This is a genomic window from Psychrobacillus sp. AK 1817 (assembly GCF_008807035.1).
Lineage (GTDB): Bacteria > Bacillota > Bacilli > Bacillales_A > Planococcaceae > Psychrobacillus > Psychrobacillus faecigallinarum.
Map to the genome: position 1 here is coordinate 2,661,276 of NZ_CP031739.1, position 18,674 is coordinate 2,679,949.

Genomic DNA, 18,674 nt, shown 5'->3' on the forward strand with positions numbered 1-18,674 from the left:
AAGAATAAGGAGGTGCCACCATATGAAACTTCATGAGTTAAAACCAGCAGAAGGATCTCGCTCTACACGTAACCGCGTAGGTCGTGGTATCGGTTCTGGTAACGGTAAAACTGCAGGTAGAGGTCATAAAGGTCAGAATTCTCGTTCAGGCGGAGGAGTACGTCCAGGATTTGAAGGGGGTCAAAACCCTTTATTCCGTCGTTTACCAAAACGTGGATTTACTAACATCAACCGTAAAGAATATGCAATTGTGAACCTTGACACATTAAATCGTTTCGAAGAAGGCACAGAAGTTACACCTGCTCTATTAATTGAAACAGGTGTTGTGAGTAGTGAAAAATCTGGTATTAAGATCTTAGGTAATGGAACTCTTGAGAAGAAACTATCAGTAAAAGCTCACAAATTCTCTGCGACAGCAAAAGAAGCAATCGAGAATGCTGGCGGACAAACTGAGGTGGTTTAATGTTTCAGACAATCTCCAACTTTATGCGTGTGAGAGATATTCGAAATAAAATCATTTTTACCTTATTGATGCTAATCGTGTTTCGTATTGGGACATTTGTTCCAGTACCTCACGTTAATGCAGATGCGTTAAAGCAAACCGATGAATTAGGTTTAATTGGTTTCTTAAATACATTTGGTGGTGGAGCACTTGCTAACTTCTCTATTTTAGCAATGGGTATCATGCCATATATTACAGCATCAATCATCGTTCAGTTGTTACAAATGGACGTTGTTCCGAAGTTTACAGAGTGGGCAAAACAAGGTGAAGTCGGAAGACGGAAGCTTGCTCAATTTACTCGTTACTTCACAATTGTTTTAGCTTTTATACAAGCGATTGCTATGTCATATGGTTTTAACCAAATGTATAGCGGTTCTTTGATAAAAGATGAAGGAATCATGACCTACTTAACCATCGCAATCGTATTAACTGCAGGTACTGCATTCTTAATGTGGTTAGGTGAGCAAATCACCTCTAAAGGCGTTGGTAATGGTATTTCTGTGATTATCTTCGCAGGGATTGTTGCAGCTATTCCAAACGGTATAAACCAATTGTATGCTCAACAAATTCAAGATGCTGGTGATGCTTTATTCATCAACATCGTGATTATTATCTTGCTTTTATTGGCAATCATTGCTGTTACAGTAGGAGTTATTTACGTTCAACAAGCGTTGCGTAAAATTCCTATTCAATATGCAAAACGTGTTGCTGGCTCTTCTCAAACTGGAGGTCAACAAACACATTTACCTTTAAAAGTTAATGCTGCGGGAGTTATCCCAGTAATCTTTGCATCTGCGTTCCTTATGGCTCCGCAGTCTATCATTTTGTTCTTTGGTGAGAACAAAACGACAGAATTTATTAGAAATATGTTAGATTACACTCAGCCAGTAGGTATGATCATTTATGTTGCTTTGATAGCTGCCTTTACATATTTCTATGCGTTCATTCAGGTGAACCCGGAAAATGTAGCAGACAACTTGAAAAAGCAAGGTGCGTATATTCCAGGTATCCGTCCGGGGATAAACACACAAAATTACTTAACAAGCGTCTTATACCGTTTAACATTTGTAGGTGCTATTTTCTTAGCAGTAATCTCTATTATGCCATTATTATTTGTAAAGTTTGCTGGTTTACCACAATCTATACAAATTGGCGGAACAAGTCTGCTAATCATTGTTGGGGTAGCCCTTGAAACAATGAAACAATTAGAATCGCAATTAGTTAAACGTCACTATAAAGGCTTTATGAAATAATGTCGGTTTTTAGGAACGGTTAGAGTTCCTAAAAATCAACAAATAGTCCTGGGGGGCATTTCCGTATGAATATCGTTTTAATGGGTCTGCCTGGTGCCGGTAAAGGTACACAAGCAGATAAAATTGTTGAGAAGTACGCAATCCCTCATATTTCTACAGGCGACATGTTTCGTGCAGCTATTAAAGAAGGCACGGAGCTTGGTTTAAAAGCAAAATCGTTTATGGATCATGGTGCATTAGTACCCGATGAAGTTACGATTGGTATTGTTCGTGAAAGATTAAGTAAACCAGATTGCGATCAAGGATTCCTATTAGATGGTTTCCCACGTACAGTTCCTCAAGCTGAAGCTTTAGATGCTTTACTTTCGGATCTAGGGAAATCTATTGAGCATGTGCTTAATATTCAAGTAGAACAAGAAGAATTGATTAAACGTCTAACAGGTCGTCGTATTTGTAAAGAGTGCGGCACTGCTTATCATCTTGTTTTCAACCCACCTGCTAAAGATGGTGTTTGTGACAAAGATGGAGGAGAGCTTTATCAGCGTGCGGACGATAATCCCGAAACGGTGACAAACCGTCTGGAAGTAAATATGAAGCAAACACAACCTTTGCTTGATTTTTATCAGAACAAAGGTGTTTTAAGTAATTTAGATGGCCAGCAAGATATTAAAGTAGTCTTCGCTGACATCGATGCTCTGTTACAGGGCAACCGCATCTAAGAGCCCGGTGCCCGTCGCAGACGACTGAATATCCGGGTAGTATGCAAAGAACGTAAACGTTTTTTTCGAGAGCTGCAAAAGCATATTGCGCCCGGTATACGAACTGGATGAACTTGAAATGTGTTAACAGCGAGGACCCCCTAGTCCACGTGCATTTTGATTTCTGAAAGGGTATAATGGGTTTCGTGGAAAGCATTAATCGAACGGGTACTATGGAACTCATCCAACACATTCGTACGAACATGTTGACATGAGGGAGACAGGTTTCTACCAGTCAGTCTACTCGGTGGATTGCGTTAAAACGAAACCTTACGAGTGTCTTTCGAACATCTCTCATGATTTCCAAACATATGCTTAAAACGAATAGTTTCGTTCATTTTGAGGCTATACTACAGCAAATTACGTTTGAATATTGATGAGAACCTGATTTGTATATAGAAGGGAGACAGGGTTGATGGCGAAAGATGATGTAATTGAAGTCGAAGGAACAGTTGTTGAGACTTTGCCAAACGCGATGTTTAAGGTAGAATTAGAAAACGGTCATACGATACTTGCGCATGTATCGGGTAAAATTCGTATGCACTTTATCCGCATTTTACCTGGAGATAAAGTCACAATTGAACTTTCTCCTTACGATTTAACTCGCGGTCGTATCACGTACCGTTTTAAATAATCTTTTGCACTCCGGACTACTAAGGAGGTTGGGTTAGATGAAAGTGAGACCATCTGTGAAGCCGATCTGCGAAAAATGTAAAGTAATTCGCCGACGCGGTAAAGTAATGGTAATCTGTGAAAATCCTAAACACAAACAAAGACAAGGATAATAAGAAGGAGGTGCACGACACATATGGCACGTATTGCTGGTGTTGACATTCCACGCGATAAACGCGTTGTTATTGCATTAACATACATTTTCGGAATTGGTAAAACTACGTCACAAAAAGTATTAGCGGAAGCTGGTATCTCTGAAGAGACTCGCGTTCGTGATCTTACTGAAGACGAGCTAAACAAAATCCGTGAACAAATCGGTGTATACAAAGTAGAAGGTGACCTTCGTCGTGAAGTATCACTAAACATTAAACGTCTGATGGAAATCGGTTCATTCCGAGGAATCCGTCATCGTCGCGGCTTACCAGTACGCGGACAAAATACGAAGAACAATGCACGTACTCGTAAAGGTCCACGTAAAACAGTAGCTAACAAGAAAAAATAATCGGTAAAGGAGGTTTCTTCTTAACATGGCACGTAAACAACAAACACGTAAGCGTCGTGTGAAAAAGAATATCGAATCCGGTATTGCTCACATTCGCTCAACATTTAACAACACTATTGTGACTATAACAGACATGCAAGGTAACGCACTTTCTTGGTCAAGTGCTGGAGCTCTTGGATTCAGAGGTTCTCGTAAATCTACTCCATTCGCTGCACAAATGGCTGCTGAAACTGCTGCTAAAACTTCAATGGAACATGGTTTAAAAACTTTAGAAGTAACTGTTAAAGGTCCTGGTGCTGGTCGTGAAGCGGCAATCCGCGCACTTCAAGCTGCAGGTCTAGAAGTTACAGCAATTAAAGACGTAACACCAGTACCACATAATGGTTGCCGTCCACCAAAACGTCGTCGCGTTTAATAGGTGATCCTCAATATGTTTGAGAACATCATTTATTGTACAGACTGAGGTTGTGCAACACAGCAATCAGTTAAACGATCGAATTCATGATGGAAAGAACCTATACATTCGATGTTTTGAGGGAGGGTAAATTGGAATGATCGAAATTGAAAAACCAAAGATTGAAAGTGTAGAAATCAGCGAAAATGCCAAGTTTGGTAAATTTGTTGTAGAACCGCTTGAACGTGGCTATGGAAATACTTTGGGCAATTCTTTACGTCGTATCCTTCTGTCTTCTTTACCAGGAGCCGCAGTTACTTCTATTCAAATTGATGGCGTTTTACACGAGTTTTCAACTATTGAAGGCGTAGTGGAAGATGTAGCATCTATTATTATGAATGTGAAAAAACTAGCTCTTAAAATCTACTCTGATGAAGAAAAAGTCATAGAGATAGATGTAAAAGGAGAAGGAACTATTACAGCAGCTGACATTACTCATGACAGTGACGTGGAGATTTTAAATCCGGAGCTTTATATTGCTACAATCGGCAAAAATGGTCATTTCCGTATGCGTATGTACGCAGGGCGAGGCCGTGGCTACACTCCTGCTGATCAAAACAAACGTGAGGATCTTCCTATCGGCGTAATCCCGATCGACTCTATTTATACTCCAGTTTCACGCGTTAATTTTCAAGTGGAAAACACTCGTGTTGGACAAATGTCTAACTACGATAAATTAACTCTTGATGTGTGGACAGATGGCAGCACCGGTCCAAAAGAGGCGATTTCGCTTGGAGCAAAAATACTAACAGAGCACTTGAACATTTTTGTAGGGATGACAGATGAGGCACAAACTGCGGAAATCATGGTCGAAAAAGAAGAAGATCAAAAAGAAAAAGTTTTAGAGATGACTATTGAAGAACTTGATCTTTCTGTTCGTTCTTATAACTGCTTGAAGCGTGCAGGTATTAATACAGTACTTGAACTTGCTAGCAAGTCAGAAGACGATATGATGAAAGTAAGAAACCTTGGACGTAAATCTTTAGAAGAAGTAAGAGCTAAGTTAGATGAGCTTGGCTTAGGATTACGTAAAGAAGACTAAGCGATTTTTGATATAGCTAGATATGAACTATTCACCAAAGGAGGGAAACATCCATGGGTTACAGAAAACTTGGACGTACAAGTTCTCAACGTAAGGCGATGTTACGTGACTTAACAACTGACCTAATTATTCATGAGCGTCTTCAAACAACTGAAGCACGTGCAAAAGAATTACGTTCTGTTGTTGAAAAAATGATCACTTTAGGTAAACGCGGAGACTTGCACGCTCGTCGTCAAGCAGCTGCATACATTCGTCGTGAAGTAGTTACTACTACTGATGAAGAAGGCGAAGAATCAACAACTTTTGCTTTGCAAAAATTGTTTGATGATGTAGCACCACGTTATGCAGATCGTCAAGGCGGTTATACTCGTATTATGAAAGTTGGACCTCGTCGCGGAGACGGAGCACCAGTTGTAGTAATTGAGTTAGTTTAATTTAATGGATCAGTCGTTTATTCGATTGCTAAGTTAAAATTCAAAGCTGAAGAGGGATGTTGGTGTTGCTACCACCCTCTTCTTTTTTCAAACAGATTTATACGACATTATAAAAGCTGAGTGTTATGATGAGCGGACTTTCATTAGTAGCGTCTCGTCTAGCTCTACGCACCTCATTTTCTGACTGGTCTTGAGCAACCAGTCTAGAAATAAGTTATAGAAGAGCGCATTTCTCCAAATGAGGTGCGCGCTTTTTTAATTTGTCTATAAATTTGTTAATATGGAGTTAAGCTGAGCAGAGTTTAGTTAAGGGAGGTTAAGGGCATGAAAGCAGAAATTATTTCCTTACAGGATGTAACATATACCTATTCCGAAGAAAATACTAATATCAAACCCGCAATACATAATGTGTCATTTTCTATAGGTGAAAGCGAATGGGTTGCTATTGTAGGTCACAATGGATCTGGTAAATCCACGTTAGCCCGATTAATGAATGGTCTTCTATTTCCTCAGAAGGGAAAGGTGCGTATTTTTGGTGAGACGTTAACGATGGAAAATCTTTGGGAAACTAGATCGAAAATGGGCATGGTATTTCAAAACCCCGATAACCAATTCGTTGGGGCTACTGTCCAGGACGATGTAGCATTTGCCCTAGAGAATAATGGGATCCCCTTTGAGGAAATGGTAGAACGAGTACGACGATCATTAGCAAAGGTCAATATGCAGGATTTTATGAATAGCGAGCCACATCATCTGTCAGGTGGCCAAAAGCAAAGGGTGGCTATAGCGGGTGCTATTGCGATGCAGCCACGCATTTTATTGTTAGATGAAGCAACCTCCATGCTAGATCCGCAAGGGAAGGAAGAGGTGCTGTCAACGGTTCGTCAGCTAAGAGAAGAAACGGATCTGACGGTTATCTCCATAACGCACGATTTAGAGGAAACCTTGCTTGCAGATAGAGTTATTATGATGAATCAGGGTGAGAAATATGTAGAGGATACTCCAAAAGGAATTTTCGAGCGTGGGCAAGAATTAGTGGACTTAGGTTTAGATTTGCCATTTGCGATGAAAATGTCCAAGCTTATAAAAGCTCAAGGGATATCCCTAATCGCTGAACATATGTCAGAAGAAGAGTTGGTGAACGATTTATGGACATCACACTTCAACAAGTAAGCTATGCTTATGCAAAAGATACCCCTTTTGAAAAAAAGGCCTTGTTTGATGTGGATTTGAATATACCTTCTGGCTCTTATCAAGCTATTATAGGGCACACTGGCTCAGGAAAGTCTACTGTGTTGCAGCATTTGAATGCCTTATTAAAGCCTACGGAAGGTACCGTTAGGATAGGAGACATAGAGGTCCAAGGTAAAAAGAAAAATAAACAATTGCGTGCAGTGCGCCAAAAAGTAGGCATAGTGTTTCAATTTCCAGAGCATCAGTTGTTTGACGAAACAGTACTCAAGGACATTATGTTTGGTCCTATGAACTATGGTGTACCAGAGGCTGAAGCTAAGGCACGTGCAGAAGAATTGGTTAAGCTACTAGGATTACCTGAAGAGGTCATGGACAAATCTCCGTTTGACTTATCTGGTGGCCAAATGAGACGCGTCGCTATAGCAGGAGTTCTAGCTATGAACCCAGAAGTCCTAGTACTGGATGAGCCGACCGCTGGTTTAGATCCAAGGGGTCGCAAGGAAATCATGGACCTCTTTTATCGCATTCATCAAGAGAAGGGAATAACGACTATCCTCGTGACGCACAGCATGGAAGATGCAGCTAGATACGCAGACCGAATAGCAATCATGTATAGAGGGAAATGTGTGTTGCAAGGCACTCCGGAAGAGGTTTTTGAAAATGAAACTCGTTTAAAAGATTATCAGTTGGAGCTGCCACAAACAGTAAAGTTTCAAAGGAAATTAGAACAAATGATGGGCAGAAGGCTACCGATTCTCTGTTTAACAGAGGAAGTATTGGCGAAAGAAATGGCGCACCTGTTAAAAAAGGGGTGTGAGGACGAATGCTAGAAAAGATGATTTTTGGTCGTTACATACCTGGGGATTCATTAATTCACCGCTTAGATGCCAGAGCTAAATTAATCTTTGTTTTCTTATTTATCGCCGTGGTTTTCATCGCGAATAATTGGATCACATATGGAATATTGGTGTTATTTACTTTCTTAATAATCCGTATGTCGAAAATAAGATTATATTTTCTGATCAATGGTTTAAAACCTGTCGTTTTTTTGATAATCTTTACATTCTTATTGCATATGATTTTCACTCGAGAGGGCGCTCTTATTTTTGAATGGAAGTTTATAAAAATTTATGAGGAGGGTTTGAAGCAGGGGATATTCATATCTATCCGTTTCTTCGTACTCGTTATACTAACATCCATTTTAACGCTCACTACAACGCCTATATCGATTACTGATGCTTTAGAGATACTTCTGAACCCCTTGAAGAAATGGAAGCTCCCAGTGCATGAATTAGCGCTTATGATGTCAATCTCCTTAAGGTTCATCCCAACACTTATGGACGAAACTGATAAGATTATGAAAGCGCAGATGGCCAGAGGGTCGGATATGACTTCAGGAAGTATGAAAGAGCGAATGAATGCTATTGTGCCGTTGCTGATTCCGCTATTTGTGAGTGCTTTTAAACGAGCAGAGGATTTGGCGACAGCTATGGAGGTTCGCGGCTATAAAGGTGGCGAAGGTAGAACAAGATATCGCAAGCTAGAGTGGAGGAAAAAGGATACGGCAATTCTAGTTGTACTTGTCCTCTTAGCAGTTATACTTGTTTATTTTAGACAGTAATGGGAGGTAACGGTATGCGTTTAAGAGCTATCATCAGCTATGATGGAAGTCAATTTTCTGGTTATCAGGTTCAACCGGGAAAAAGAACAGTACAGCTAGAGCTTGAACGAGTTCTACAAACAATCCATAAAGGTGAACTAGTGAAGGTAGTAGCAAGTGGTCGTACGGATGCAGGGGTGCATGCGACAGGTCAGGTAATTCATTTTGATAGTCACTTCAACTTACCTATGGATCGCTGGAGAACTGCTTTAAATGTTCAACTTCCAAAGGATATCCGAATACACTCCGTAGAAGAAGTTGCTGCAGACTTTCATGCAAGATATCATGCGGAGGGCAAAACTTATCGATACAAATGGACGCTAAATGAGATTCAGAGCCCGTTTGAGCGTAATTATACTGTCCATGTGGATAGATATAAGCCTAACGTAAATTTGATGAAGGAAGCTTCCGTACATCTTTTAGGGACGCATGATTTCTCCAGCTTCTGTGCATCTAAAACTAGTGTAAAAGACTTTGTCAGAACAGTAAGGTCAATAGATTTTGAATGGAAAGAAGACTCTAACCAGCTGCATATGGTTATCAGCGGTAATGGTTTTTTATATAACATGGTTCGAATTATTGCAGGTACTTTATGGGAAGTTGCAATAGGAAAAAAAAATGTGGACGAGCTACCAGGAATTCTTCAATCTTGCGATAGAAAAAATGCTGGTAAAACCGCGCCAGCACACGGTTTATACCTAGAAAAAGTAGAGTATTCATGATGTAGCAACTTTTCCAGGTGTTTATGGAAAAATACTTGACTATTAACAGTGTGTGGGTTATGATGATGTATGGTATTTTCATTAACCCCACAATATAAGCCCCGAAACTTATTGGTATGAGGATATAGAAAATTATAGATCGATTATGATTGAATTAGGAGGACAAAATACATGCGTACAACATTCATGGCTAAAGGTCACGAAGTAGAACGTAAATGGTTAGTTATCGACGCTGAAGGCCAAACTCTTGGTCGTCTTGCTTCTGAAGTAGCAGCTATTTTACGTGGAAAAAACAAACCAACTTTCACACCGAACGTTGACACTGGTGATCACGTGATCATCATCAATGCAGAAAAAATTCATTTAACTGGGAACAAGTTAAATGACAAAATTTACTACCGTCACACTCAATTTGCTGGTGGACTTAAACAACGTACTGCTTTAGAAATGCGTACTAAGTACCCAACAAAAATGATCGAATTAGCGATCAAAGGAATGCTTCCTAAAAACACTTTAGGTCGTCAAATGTTCGGGAAACTTCACGTTTACGCTGGAGCAGAACATCCACATGCAGCACAACAACCAGAAGCTTTTGAGCTTCGCGGATAATAATTAAGAGGAGGACATACACTTGGCACAAGTTCAATATATCGGCACTGGTCGCCGTAAAAGCTCAGTAGCACGCGTACGTTTAGTACCAGGCGAAGGAAAAATCGTTATCAACAAACGTGACGTAGAAGATTACGTACCATACGAAACTTTACGTGAAATCATTAAACAACCATTAGTAACTACTCAAACTCTAGGTAGCTATGATGTTCATGTAAACGTTAATGGTGGTGGATTCACAGGTCAAGCAGGAGCAATCCGTCACGGTATTGCACGTGCTCTACTTACAGTAGATCCTGATTTCCGTCCAGCTTTAAAATCTGCAGGATTCTTAACACGTGACCCACGTATGAAAGAACGTAAAAAACCAGGACTTAAAGGCGCTCGTCGTGCACCTCAGTTCTCAAAACGTTAATCTTACAAAATTACAAAAACTCTCAACCTATATGGTTGGGAGTTTTTTTATTGTCATTCAAATCATTCACATGGGTTATTACAAGCAAATCTTTTCTAGGTGTCAAAGAAGGGATTCTTTTATTTTAAAAAACTAATTGAAATGCCGTATTTACTAGCGTAACTAACTTAAAAATAGCAGATGGTATTAAAAGGTATTTAAGTTATAATAGTAAAGGAAAAAATAGGGATAGGAGAGTGTCGAGCTTGAAAATAACACAGCAATGGAATCAGGAGGATACTGATTATATTCGCCAAAGGGTTATTGAATATAATATGTCCAAGATACCTGAAGAGGTGAAGCACCCTAAAAAGCAGATCAGCTATGTGCTTCGAGATGGAGAACAAAAAATACTTGGAGGTATTACCGGTGAGATTTTTTGGTATCATCTTCATATTGATTTCCTATGGGTGGATGAGTCTTTGAGAGGTCAAGGTTACGGAAAAGAATTGCTAACTAAAATAGAAGAGTTTGCGATAGAGCATAACTGTAGGCTTATACAATTAGATACCTTTAGCTTTCAAGCACCTGATTTTTATCAAAAGTTTTGTTATGAAGTAATTGGTATCGTCGATGATTTTCCTACGAAGGATAGTAAACAGTATTACTTAGTAAAAAGAATGGGTTAGCTAAAGGTAGATTGGGTCTTAGACTCTAATCTACCTTATTATTTTTTGAAAAAAATAATTACCTAGGACATCTTATTTAATGACAAATTATTAAGAATTATTTATCTTCTGCCGAAAAAGGGATTGTAGCATAAATTGCGTAAGTGTATATTAAGTAAGCAATTATACATAAAGTGGGGTGGGAGAATGTTTTCTTCAGAAAGATTAGATTTTCGTTCCTATACAGAGGCTGACTTAGACTTTTTATATTCCATGCTTTCAGACGAAAGAATGACAGAATTTATAGGGAACGGGAAGACAAGGAATCGTGAGGAAACCTTCAATTTTTTACAGTGGATTTTTCAACATTATGAGCAAAACAATGAGTATGGGTTAAAGTTATTGATACGTAAGGAAGATGGAGTGACAATTGGCCATGCAGGTATTGTTCCACAATTAATTGAGGGGCAAGTGGAATTAGAAATTGGCTATTGGGTTGCTAGAGAGTATTGGGGAAATCGCTATGCGAGTGAGGCTGCGGAGACTTTGTTACAAAGAGGTCTAAACCAGCTAGGAGTGGGAAGGTTTATATCGCTTATTCAAAAGCCAAATTTAGCGTCTAGAAAGGTAGCAAAAAAAATAGGTATGCAGCTAGAAAGAGAAATAATATTAAGCGATAAGCAAGTTTGCTTATATGTATATGAAAAATAGAGAGAAGTAGGGTTGAGATGAGAAAGAAATTTAATGTAGTTACTTCTACCATTTTGGTAAGCATTTTTTTAGCGAGGTTTGGGACGTTTTTGGTAATTCCCTATCTTACTTTGTTTTTGTTAAATGAGTTTGACTATTCGGGTGTGCAGATAGGAGCTATATTATCCACCTTGGCTTTTTCTGGTCTTCTCATGAGTTTTTTTGTAGGTCCCTATATTGATAAATTTCCAAAAAACAAAGTTATCTTAACTGGTTTAAGCGGATATCTAGCCTGCTATATTTACTTTCCATTTATCGATCAATATGCAGGGTTTATTGTTTTTGCGGTTTTACTAGGGATGAGTCAATCAATAGTTGAGCCAACCTATCGTGTACTATTAAGTCTTTACACAGAACCAGAGAATAGAAGATTAATCTTTAATATACGATATTTTTTGATTAATATCTCTGCTGCTGTAGCACCGCTCACTTCCGTCTATTTTCAGCGGTTCGGGCTTGAGAATATATTTTTCGGTGTCGGTTTTATCTTTCTAGTAAATATTATTACGTTTATGGTGTTATTTAAGAAGTATCCGATGGAGAAACCTGCAGCTAGTTCTTCAAAATCATCTATTTTTCAGTCTTTCCATGTATTTAAAAAAGATTATGCTTTCAGTATTTTTGTGCTTGCCTTGATTTTTATAACCTTTGGATATAGTCAGTTTGATTCGACTTTTAGTCAGTACTTAGGTAAGACATTTGACGCGGAGCTTGCAGTTCAATATTTTTCATGGTTGATTACGACAAATGCAATAACGGTTTTAATCATACAATACTTTGTTTATAAGCTAGGAGAGCGGATAAGTACCACTTATTCACTAATGATTGGAAGTGGAATGTTATCTATAGGATTACTAATTTTCGGGCAAAGTCCAAATATTATTGTGTTAATTGTAGCGATGATTATCTTTACAGCAGGAGAAGTACTGGTTTTTACAATGGTAGATATACATATTGATAGTATGTGTGAGGATCATGAAAAAGGGACTTATTTTGCTCTTACAGGTGTAAAATCTGTTGGAAGAATTATAGGTCCTAGTTTGGGAGGAATATTATTAGATAATGTAGGAAGTGGAGCAGCAGTATTCTTTATCATATCTTTCATTACTATTTTATCTGTCCCATCATTTTTTATAAGTTCTAAAATGAAGCCGAGAATCTAATCATACTCTTTGTCCCTCTTACGTATAATGAGTGAAAAAGGAGCGATTAACCTGAAAAAATGGCTAATAATCGGTGTTTTGTTTTTTGTCACTCTACTAGCGGTAACTTACAGCACAAGAGCAAGTGATATTGGTTTTTTCCTGCCAGAACCATTAAGTGGGGTAAAGGTTGTCATCGACCCAGGGCATGGAGGGATAGATGGCGGGGCGAGTTATGGGGAAGTAGTGGAAAGAGATATAACTCTATCTATGTCTCTTAAACTAGAAAAAATTTTAAAGTCTCAAGGGGCAACGGTTGTTATGACACGCACAAAAGAGGGGGATGCTGTGGCAGAGCATTTACCTGATGAGGATTACCCGACAACTCGTGCGAGAAAACGTGCAGATTTATTGCTAAGAGAAGAGATTATGAATAACTCTGAGCCGGATATGGTCATTAGTATGCATGTCAACGCTGTTCCTGAGGAAAGATGGAGAGGCGCTCAAGTTTTTTATCACGCAGAGGGACATGAGGGCGGACAGCTACTAGCTAAATCCATCCAATCATCCATTAAAAGCAATATTGGCAATACTGAAAGAGAGGCACTCGCTATCAAGCAAGTCTATATCTTAAAGAAAGCAAAAGCACCAGCAGTTTTAGTGGAAACTGGTTTCATAAGCAATACAGATGAAAGAGAATTGCTTACATCGGACAAATATCAAAATGATATGGTAAATGCTATCGCAGATGGAATTAGATTATTCGTAGAAGAAAGCGTTTATTGAGCCGATGAAGGGATGGTAGACACTCGTATATGGTATACTATATTGCGAATAGTTAACTAAAGGGGAGTGTCTGCACAATGATTAATGAGAAACAAGTTCGTACATTACTTGGGGAATTAAACGATCCGTTTTTACATAGAACTCTTGAAGAAACGAATGGTATCTCTCAAGTTTCGATAAAGGAAGAGAAAAATCATGTTAGTGTCAAATTGGCAATTGCAAAGATTAACTCAGCGGAGCAAATGCAGTTACAAACTAAAGTAGTGGAAATATTGAAAAATGCTGGTGCCAACACGGTTGGTATTCGTTTTGAAGAGCTTCCTAAGGAAGTATTAGAGCAGTTCCGCGGAAAAGGAAAAGAGAGCGATAGCGAGGATATTCTTTCTCCAAACAGTAAAGTGAAGATTATCTCTATCGCATCTGGTAAGGGAGGCGTAGGTAAATCTACGGTATCCGTGAACTTGGCTGTGGCTCTTGCTCGATTAGGGAAAAAGGTTGCTTTAGTAGACGCAGATATTTACGGCTTTAGCGTACCGGATATGATGGGAGTAAAAGACGTTCCTCAAATCAAAGAAGATCGTATTATTCCAGTAGAGCGCAAAGGCGTCAAAGTAATATCAATGGGATTCTTTGTTGAAAACAACACTCCTGTTGTTTGGCGCGGACCAATGTTAGGGAAAGTTTTGGACCAATTCTTTAAAGATGTAGAGTGGGGAGAGTTAGACTTCTTGCTATTAGATTTACCACCAGGTACAGGAGACGTGGCATTAGACATTCATCAAATGCTGCCTGCCTCTAAAGAAATCGTTGTCACTACACCACATCCAACAGCAGCTTTCGTAGCAGCTCGTGCGGGTGCTATGGCTTTACAAACGGATCACGAGATTTTAGGAGTTATTGAAAATATGTCATGGTACGAATCTAAGTCTACTGGTGAGAAGGAGTTCGTTTTTGGTAAAGGCGGAGGCCCTAAACTTGCGGAAGAACTTCGCACAGAGCTTCTAGGTCAGATTCCTCTTGGTCAGCCTGACTGGAATGATATCGATTTTGCTCCTTCCGTATATTCTGAAACCCATGAGACGGGCAAAATATATTTGGATATCGCTGAAAAAATTATAGAAAAAGCATAAAAAAAGGGCCGTTTCCTAATAGGAGCGGCCTTATTTTTCTTCCTCTTTCTTGCTTTCCTCTTCCTTAGAGCCACCGCCACTTTCCTCTTTTGAGGCGCCCGCTTCTTCTACTAGCTTCTGCCATTTTGTTTGTAGCGTTGGACTTTGAATAGTTTCTTCTACAACCTTTTGGATCTCTTTACGCATATCACTTGATTTTAATGTTTTTTCTAACTCCTTTTTCATCTCAGCAGAACTAAAGAAACTCTCTAAGTCCTTAAGGTATTCTGAATCCTTCATCATTTTTTTCATCAAATCTTCTTGTTGTTTCAGCATACTCTTTGCCATAGTCTCAGAAAATTTAGGGTCCTGATAAAGTTCCTTCCAAAAATCCTCCGCTTGCTTAGAAAGTATAGTCTCTTCGACCGATTTTTTTACTTGTTCACTGTCTATTACAAGCATTTCTTGAAATTGAGGATCCTCTAAAAGAGTGCGTATAGCTTTCTTCCCGTCCTCAGTCTGCAATGCATCGATTAACATTTTTTTGTTTTCTTCATATGAAGGAGTGCTAGAAGATTCACTACAACCAGCTAGGAGCCCAATACTCAATAAAAATAGGGCAAAATATTTCATTTAAGCCTCACCGTCCTTTCAATTATTGTTCACATTTAAAATAGAAATATGTATTGCATTTATGAAGAAATAGATTTTTTCCCAAATCGTTGATACAATCGTAAGAGGAAATAGAGTAGATGGAGGAAATCTTGCTGTGACAATTCGAAATTGGTTTAAATTCTTTCTTAATTCAATGATTATCGGCGGCCTCATTACAGGAGTTTTAGGTTTGTTCATCCGTTGGGATGATGCCTTTGCAAAATATTTTGAAGCAGGACAATGGAGTGAATTTATTGCTGCATTTGTTTTTATGGTAGTAATGGGTTTCACTATTAGTGTAATTGCCCAAATGGGATTCTTCGCTTATTTAACCATTCATCAAATGGGCGTAAATATATTTAGAACCCTAACACTATGGAATTGGGTACAATTATTAATTATTGCGTTTGTGATATTCGATTTGATAATGTTCCGCTTTCGTCCAAATGCTGAAACGACGGGACAAGTTTGGTTATACGGAATCTTGTTGGCAATTTTAATAATAACGGCTGTAGTTGTGGGTATAATAAAAGCAAATAAAACAAAAAAGCATGCGCTAATTTCGGCTGTATTCTTTATGATAGTAGTTTCCACGTTAGAGTGGCTTCCAGTCTTAATGGTTAATGCTGACAAAGTAGATAGCTGGGTTACTTTATTATTGTTTCCTATACTTGCAGTTAATGCATACCAATTGTTGGCTTTACCGAAGTACAACGCTAAATCTGATGAAGACCGTTTAAAACTTGAAGCTCGCAGAAAAGCGAGAAGAGAAGCAGCAACAGCTGTGAAGGGTAAATAAGAAAACTGCTCTGACTAATTAGTCGGAGCAGTTTTCTTTAATCAGGAATGCTTTTTGTTTTCATTTTTAAATTAAATATATTTTGTTCAATAGTAACAAAAGGTTGAGATTTTAAATATTTTGCAAGTTGGACCGTGTCGATTCGTTCCTCTTGATGTAAGGGAACGGTAAGTATATCTCCTTTACCAAGCTTAGGAATACTATCTCCTAAAACTAAAGAAGAACCCAGCAGATTTATTTCCTCCTTCCAAGCATCCTTTTGAAGCTCCGTTGGAAACTCATAATCAGAAGTTCTAAACCAATTAGGCTTCTCACCAATCGCTTTTTCAAATCTATCCACTTCTTTTTTAAAGAGACTGCGGTCCTCGGTATACTGTAAACCCTCTTTCCCTAACAGGCTAATAGGAATTTTTTTGTCTTGCATCAATTTAACAATCGGCTCAGAGCGCTCAATCCATTCAATGCTAATAAAAAAGTGAGGATAAGGTGCTTTTAAATCTTTTACTAATGCTTCTACATCCTCTCTGCCAAATGTCAGATCTATAGTGACAGTGTTTCCATAGGTCCCCTTGGAGATAACGCTTGGTTTTTCTGTCACTTGAAAGACGGGAAGAAGTGTAGAATAAGTATTGGGCATAAAGAGTAAAAGCATGAATAACAGTACAGAGGAGATAGTTATTAAAAGCTTTGTTTTCAAAGAAACACACACCTTTTCAATTTGTTTTAATAAATTTTATGATTAAGTGTTGACATTCATGTTTAAACGATGGTAAGATACAAAGGTCGCCAAAACAAAACGACAAAATACATTATATGAACATTGAAAACTGAACATGCAAAACGTTAAGACATAAAGCATCAAATAACTTCGGTTATGTTGATGCAAAACAATTTTGACATCATTTAATGATGATGCCAGCAAAACAAAATGAGCTTTTTAAGTTCTCTATTATGGAGAGTTTGATCCTGGCTCAGGACGAACGCTGGCGGCGTGCCTAATACATGCAAGTCGAGCGAATGATGAAGAAGCTTGCTTCTTCTGATTTAGCGGCGGACGGGTGAGTAACACGTGGGCAACCTGCCCTGTAGATTGGGATAACTCCGGGAAACCGGGGCTAATACCGAATAATCCATTTCCTCACATGAGGAGATGTTAAAAGACGGTTTCGGCTGTCACTACAGGATGGGCCCGCGGCGCATTAGCTAGTTGGTGAGGTAACGGCTCACCAAGGCGACGATGCGTAGCCGACCTGAGAGGGTGATCGGCCACACTGGGACTGAGACACGGCCCAGACTCCTACGGGAGGCAGCAGTAGGGAATCTTCCACAATGGACGAAAGTCTGATGGAGCAACGCCGCGTGAGTGAAGAAGGTTTTCGGATCGTAAAACTCTGTTGTGAGGGAAGAACAAGTATGAGAGTAACTGCTCGTACCTTGACGGTACCTCATTAGAAAGCCACGGCTAACTACGTGCCAGCAGCCGCGGTAATACGTAGGTGGCAAGCGTTGTCCGGAATTATTGGGCGTAAAGCGCGCGCAGGCGGTCCTTTAAGTCTGATGTGAAAGCCCACGGCTCAACCGTGGAGGGTCATTGGAAACTGGGGGACTTGAGTGCAGAAGAGGAAAGCGGAATTCCAAGTGTAGCGGTGAAATGCGTAGAGATTTGGAGGAACACCAGTGGCGAAGGCGGCTTTCTGGTCTGTAACTGACGCTGAGGCGCGAAAGCGTGGGGAGCAAACAGGATTAGATACCCTGGTAGTCCACGCCGTAAACGATGAGTGCTAAGTGTTAGGGGGTTTCCGCCCCTTAGTGCTGCAGCTAACGCATTAAGCACTCCGCCTGGGGAGTACGGTCGCAAGACTGAAACTCAAAGGAATTGACGGGGGCCCGCACAAGCGGTGGAGCATGTGGTTTAATTCGAAGCAACGCGAAGAACCTTACCAGGTCTTGACATCCCGCTGACCGGCCTAGAGATAGGCTTTTCCCTTCGGGGACAGCGGTGACAGGTGGTGCATGGTTGTCGTCAGCTCGTGTCGTGAGATGTTGGGTTAAGTCCCGCAACGAGCGCAACCCTTGATCTTAGTTGCCAGCATTCAGTTGGGCACTCTAAGGTGACTGCCGGTGATAAACCGGAGGAAGGTGGGGATGACGTCAAATCATCATGCCCCTTATGACCTGGGCTACACACGTGCTACAATGGACGGTACAGAGGGTCGCAACCCCGCGAGGGTGAGCTAATCCCATAAAACCGTTCTCAGTTCGGATTGTAGGCTGCAACTCGCCTACATGAAGCCGGAATCGCTAGTAATCGTGGATCAGCATGCCACGGTGAATACGTTCCCGGGCCTTGTACACACCGCCCGTCACACCACGAGAGTTTGTAACACCCGAAGTCGGTGGGGTAACCCTTTTGGGAGCCAGCCGCCGAAGGTGGGACAGATGATTGGGGTGAAGTCGTAACAAGGTAGCCGTATCGGAAGGTGCGGCTGGATCACCTCCTTTCTAAGGATATATTCGGAATACAGATCTTTATCTGTATCTTAACGTTTTGCAGTTCAGTTTTGAGTGTT

At 39.9% G+C, this 18,674-nt stretch carries 23 protein-coding genes and 1 rRNA gene; 22 read left to right on the top strand and 2 right to left on the bottom strand.

What is annotated here, in order from left to right:
* Nucleotides 1-22 precede the first annotated feature (22 nt).
* The 20 genes from rplO to D0S48_RS13355 all read left to right on the top strand — a co-directional run bounded on the left by rplO (nt 23) and on the right by D0S48_RS13355 (nt 14,672).
* Nucleotides 23-463, top strand: coding sequence for a 50S ribosomal protein L15 (rplO, locus tag D0S48_RS13260; RefSeq protein WP_144541006.1), 441 nt, complete (start codon nt 23-25; stop codon nt 461-463).
* A complete protein-coding gene (gene secY, locus D0S48_RS13265) occupies nt 463-1,755 on the top strand; it encodes a preprotein translocase subunit SecY (protein WP_144541008.1) in 1,293 nt (430 codons plus the stop codon). Before rplO ends, secY begins: the two co-directional genes overlap by 1 nt.
* 65 nt (nt 1,756-1,820) lie before the next feature.
* On the top strand, nt 1,821-2,474 hold the full coding sequence (locus tag D0S48_RS13270; protein WP_151112052.1) for an adenylate kinase: 654 nt from the start codon (nt 1,821-1,823) through the stop codon (nt 2,472-2,474).
* A gap of 454 nt (nt 2,475-2,928) precedes the next feature.
* Entirely contained in the window at nt 2,929-3,147 is a 219-nt protein-coding gene (infA, locus tag D0S48_RS13275; protein ID WP_016429904.1) for a translation initiation factor IF-1, read from the top strand.
* Between the two features lie 37 nt (nt 3,148-3,184).
* Entirely contained in the window at nt 3,185-3,298 is a 114-nt protein-coding gene (gene rpmJ / locus D0S48_RS13280) for a 50S ribosomal protein L36 (RefSeq protein WP_003247619.1), read from the top strand.
* 23 nt (nt 3,299-3,321) lie between these two features.
* Complete coding sequence (rpsM, locus tag D0S48_RS13285; RefSeq protein WP_090567879.1) at nt 3,322-3,687, top strand: 30S ribosomal protein S13; 366 nt, start codon at nt 3,322-3,324, stop codon at nt 3,685-3,687.
* Between the two features lie 25 nt (nt 3,688-3,712).
* A complete protein-coding gene (rpsK, locus tag D0S48_RS13290; protein ID WP_053591340.1) occupies nt 3,713-4,102 on the top strand; it encodes a 30S ribosomal protein S11 in 390 nt (129 codons plus the stop codon).
* Between the two features lie 136 nt (nt 4,103-4,238).
* Nucleotides 4,239-5,183, top strand: a complete 945-nt coding sequence (locus tag D0S48_RS13295) for a DNA-directed RNA polymerase subunit alpha (protein ID WP_144541012.1) — start codon at nt 4,239-4,241, stop codon at nt 5,181-5,183.
* 53 nt (nt 5,184-5,236) lie between these two features.
* Nucleotides 5,237-5,617: a 50S ribosomal protein L17 gene (gene rplQ, locus D0S48_RS13300; protein ID WP_144541014.1), complete on the top strand. Its 381-nt coding sequence runs from the start codon at nt 5,237-5,239 to the stop codon at nt 5,615-5,617.
* Nucleotides 5,618-5,941: 324 nt separating this feature from the next.
* On the top strand, nt 5,942-6,790 hold the full coding sequence (locus tag D0S48_RS13305; protein ID WP_151112054.1) for an energy-coupling factor ABC transporter ATP-binding protein: 849 nt from the start codon (nt 5,942-5,944) through the stop codon (nt 6,788-6,790).
* Nucleotides 6,766-7,641 (top strand): energy-coupling factor ABC transporter ATP-binding protein, encoded by an 876-nt coding sequence (locus D0S48_RS13310; RefSeq protein WP_151112056.1) that lies wholly within the window; start codon nt 6,766-6,768, stop codon nt 7,639-7,641. Before D0S48_RS13305 ends, D0S48_RS13310 begins: the two co-directional genes overlap by 25 nt.
* Nucleotides 7,635-8,432 carry an energy-coupling factor transporter transmembrane component T family protein gene (locus tag D0S48_RS13315; protein WP_151112058.1) on the top strand — a complete coding sequence of 266 codons (798 nt, stop codon included), beginning with the start codon at nt 7,635-7,637 and terminating at the stop codon, nt 8,430-8,432. Before D0S48_RS13310 ends, D0S48_RS13315 begins: the two co-directional genes overlap by 7 nt.
* 14 nt (nt 8,433-8,446) lie before the next feature.
* The gene (gene truA / locus D0S48_RS13320) at nt 8,447-9,193 is read left to right on the top strand and encodes a tRNA pseudouridine(38-40) synthase TruA (RefSeq protein ID WP_151112060.1); all 747 of its coding nucleotides are present in this window, start codon (nt 8,447-8,449) and stop codon (nt 9,191-9,193) included.
* 171 nt (nt 9,194-9,364) lie between these two features.
* The gene (rplM, locus tag D0S48_RS13325; RefSeq protein ID WP_151112062.1) at nt 9,365-9,802 is read left to right on the top strand and encodes a 50S ribosomal protein L13; all 438 of its coding nucleotides are present in this window, start codon (nt 9,365-9,367) and stop codon (nt 9,800-9,802) included.
* 22 nt (nt 9,803-9,824) lie between these two features.
* Nucleotides 9,825-10,217, top strand: a complete 393-nt coding sequence (gene rpsI / locus D0S48_RS13330) for a 30S ribosomal protein S9 (protein WP_144512714.1) — start codon at nt 9,825-9,827, stop codon at nt 10,215-10,217.
* A gap of 245 nt (nt 10,218-10,462) precedes the next feature.
* A complete protein-coding gene (locus D0S48_RS13335; protein ID WP_151112064.1) occupies nt 10,463-10,885 on the top strand; it encodes a GNAT family N-acetyltransferase in 423 nt (140 codons plus the stop codon).
* A 186-nt stretch (nt 10,886-11,071) separates the two neighbouring features.
* Nucleotides 11,072-11,575 carry a GNAT family N-acetyltransferase gene (locus D0S48_RS13340; RefSeq protein ID WP_151112066.1) on the top strand — a complete coding sequence of 168 codons (504 nt, stop codon included), beginning with the start codon at nt 11,072-11,074 and terminating at the stop codon, nt 11,573-11,575.
* Nucleotides 11,576-11,592: 17 nt separating this feature from the next.
* Nucleotides 11,593-12,777, top strand: a complete 1,185-nt coding sequence (locus D0S48_RS13345; RefSeq protein ID WP_151112068.1) for an MFS transporter — start codon at nt 11,593-11,595, stop codon at nt 12,775-12,777.
* 51 nt (nt 12,778-12,828) lie between these two features.
* Nucleotides 12,829-13,542, top strand: coding sequence for an N-acetylmuramoyl-L-alanine amidase (locus D0S48_RS13350; protein ID WP_144541050.1), 714 nt, complete (start codon nt 12,829-12,831; stop codon nt 13,540-13,542).
* A 77-nt stretch (nt 13,543-13,619) separates the two neighbouring features.
* On the top strand, nt 13,620-14,672 hold the full coding sequence (locus tag D0S48_RS13355; protein ID WP_144541032.1) for an Mrp/NBP35 family ATP-binding protein: 1,053 nt from the start codon (nt 13,620-13,622) through the stop codon (nt 14,670-14,672).
* Nucleotides 14,673-14,702: 30 nt separating this feature from the next.
* On the opposite strand, the gene gerD is transcribed toward D0S48_RS13355, so the two are convergent.
* The gene (gerD, locus tag D0S48_RS13360; protein ID WP_151112070.1) at nt 14,703-15,284 is read right to left on the bottom strand and encodes a spore germination lipoprotein GerD; all 582 of its coding nucleotides are present in this window, start codon (nt 15,282-15,284) and stop codon (nt 14,703-14,705) included.
* Between the two features lie 136 nt (nt 15,285-15,420).
* Here gerD and D0S48_RS13365 point away from each other — a divergent pair, with 136 nt between their 5' ends.
* Entirely contained in the window at nt 15,421-16,104 is a 684-nt protein-coding gene (locus D0S48_RS13365; protein WP_144541036.1) for a KinB-signaling pathway activation protein, read from the top strand.
* A gap of 37 nt (nt 16,105-16,141) precedes the next feature.
* Here the strand turns inward: D0S48_RS13365 and D0S48_RS13370 are convergent, their stop codons facing one another.
* Nucleotides 16,142-16,801: a polysaccharide deacetylase family protein gene (locus tag D0S48_RS13370; RefSeq protein ID WP_151112072.1), complete on the bottom strand. Its 660-nt coding sequence runs from the start codon at nt 16,799-16,801 to the stop codon at nt 16,142-16,144.
* A 251-nt stretch (nt 16,802-17,052) separates the two neighbouring features.
* On the opposite strand from D0S48_RS13370, the gene D0S48_RS13375 reads away from it, so the two are divergent.
* A 16S ribosomal RNA gene (locus tag D0S48_RS13375) occupies nt 17,053-18,606 on the top strand.
* The last annotated feature ends 68 nt before the right edge of the window (nt 18,607-18,674 follow it).

Excerpts from the sequence above, each read along its gene's own strand:
- rplO (WP_144541006.1), top strand. The coding sequence starts at position 23 with ATGAAACTTCATGAGTTAAAACCAGCAGAAGGATCTCGCTCTACACGT.
- secY (WP_144541008.1), top strand. The coding sequence starts at position 463 with ATGTTTCAGACAATCTCCAACTTTATGCGTGTGAGAGATATTCGAAAT.
- D0S48_RS13270 (WP_151112052.1), top strand. The coding sequence starts at position 1,821 with ATGAATATCGTTTTAATGGGTCTGCCTGGTGCCGGTAAAGGTACACAA.
- infA (WP_016429904.1), top strand. The coding sequence starts at position 2,929 with ATGGCGAAAGATGATGTAATTGAAGTCGAAGGAACAGTTGTTGAGACT.
- rpmJ (WP_003247619.1), top strand. The coding sequence starts at position 3,185 with ATGAAAGTGAGACCATCTGTGAAGCCGATCTGCGAAAAATGTAAAGTA.
- rpsM (WP_090567879.1), top strand. The coding sequence starts at position 3,322 with ATGGCACGTATTGCTGGTGTTGACATTCCACGCGATAAACGCGTTGTT.
- rpsK (WP_053591340.1), top strand. The coding sequence starts at position 3,713 with ATGGCACGTAAACAACAAACACGTAAGCGTCGTGTGAAAAAGAATATC.
- D0S48_RS13295 (WP_144541012.1), top strand. The coding sequence starts at position 4,239 with ATGATCGAAATTGAAAAACCAAAGATTGAAAGTGTAGAAATCAGCGAA.
- rplQ (WP_144541014.1), top strand. The coding sequence starts at position 5,237 with ATGGGTTACAGAAAACTTGGACGTACAAGTTCTCAACGTAAGGCGATG.
- D0S48_RS13305 (WP_151112054.1), top strand. The coding sequence starts at position 5,942 with ATGAAAGCAGAAATTATTTCCTTACAGGATGTAACATATACCTATTCC.
- D0S48_RS13310 (WP_151112056.1), top strand. The coding sequence starts at position 6,766 with ATGGACATCACACTTCAACAAGTAAGCTATGCTTATGCAAAAGATACC.
- D0S48_RS13315 (WP_151112058.1), top strand. The coding sequence starts at position 7,635 with ATGCTAGAAAAGATGATTTTTGGTCGTTACATACCTGGGGATTCATTA.
- truA (WP_151112060.1), top strand. The coding sequence starts at position 8,447 with ATGCGTTTAAGAGCTATCATCAGCTATGATGGAAGTCAATTTTCTGGT.
- rplM (WP_151112062.1), top strand. The coding sequence starts at position 9,365 with ATGCGTACAACATTCATGGCTAAAGGTCACGAAGTAGAACGTAAATGG.
- D0S48_RS13340 (WP_151112066.1), top strand. The coding sequence starts at position 11,072 with ATGTTTTCTTCAGAAAGATTAGATTTTCGTTCCTATACAGAGGCTGAC.
- D0S48_RS13345 (WP_151112068.1), top strand. The coding sequence starts at position 11,593 with ATGAGAAAGAAATTTAATGTAGTTACTTCTACCATTTTGGTAAGCATT.
- D0S48_RS13355 (WP_144541032.1), top strand. The coding sequence starts at position 13,620 with ATGATTAATGAGAAACAAGTTCGTACATTACTTGGGGAATTAAACGAT.
- gerD (WP_151112070.1), bottom strand. The coding sequence starts at position 15,284 with ATGAAATATTTTGCCCTATTTTTATTGAGTATTGGGCTCCTAGCTGGT.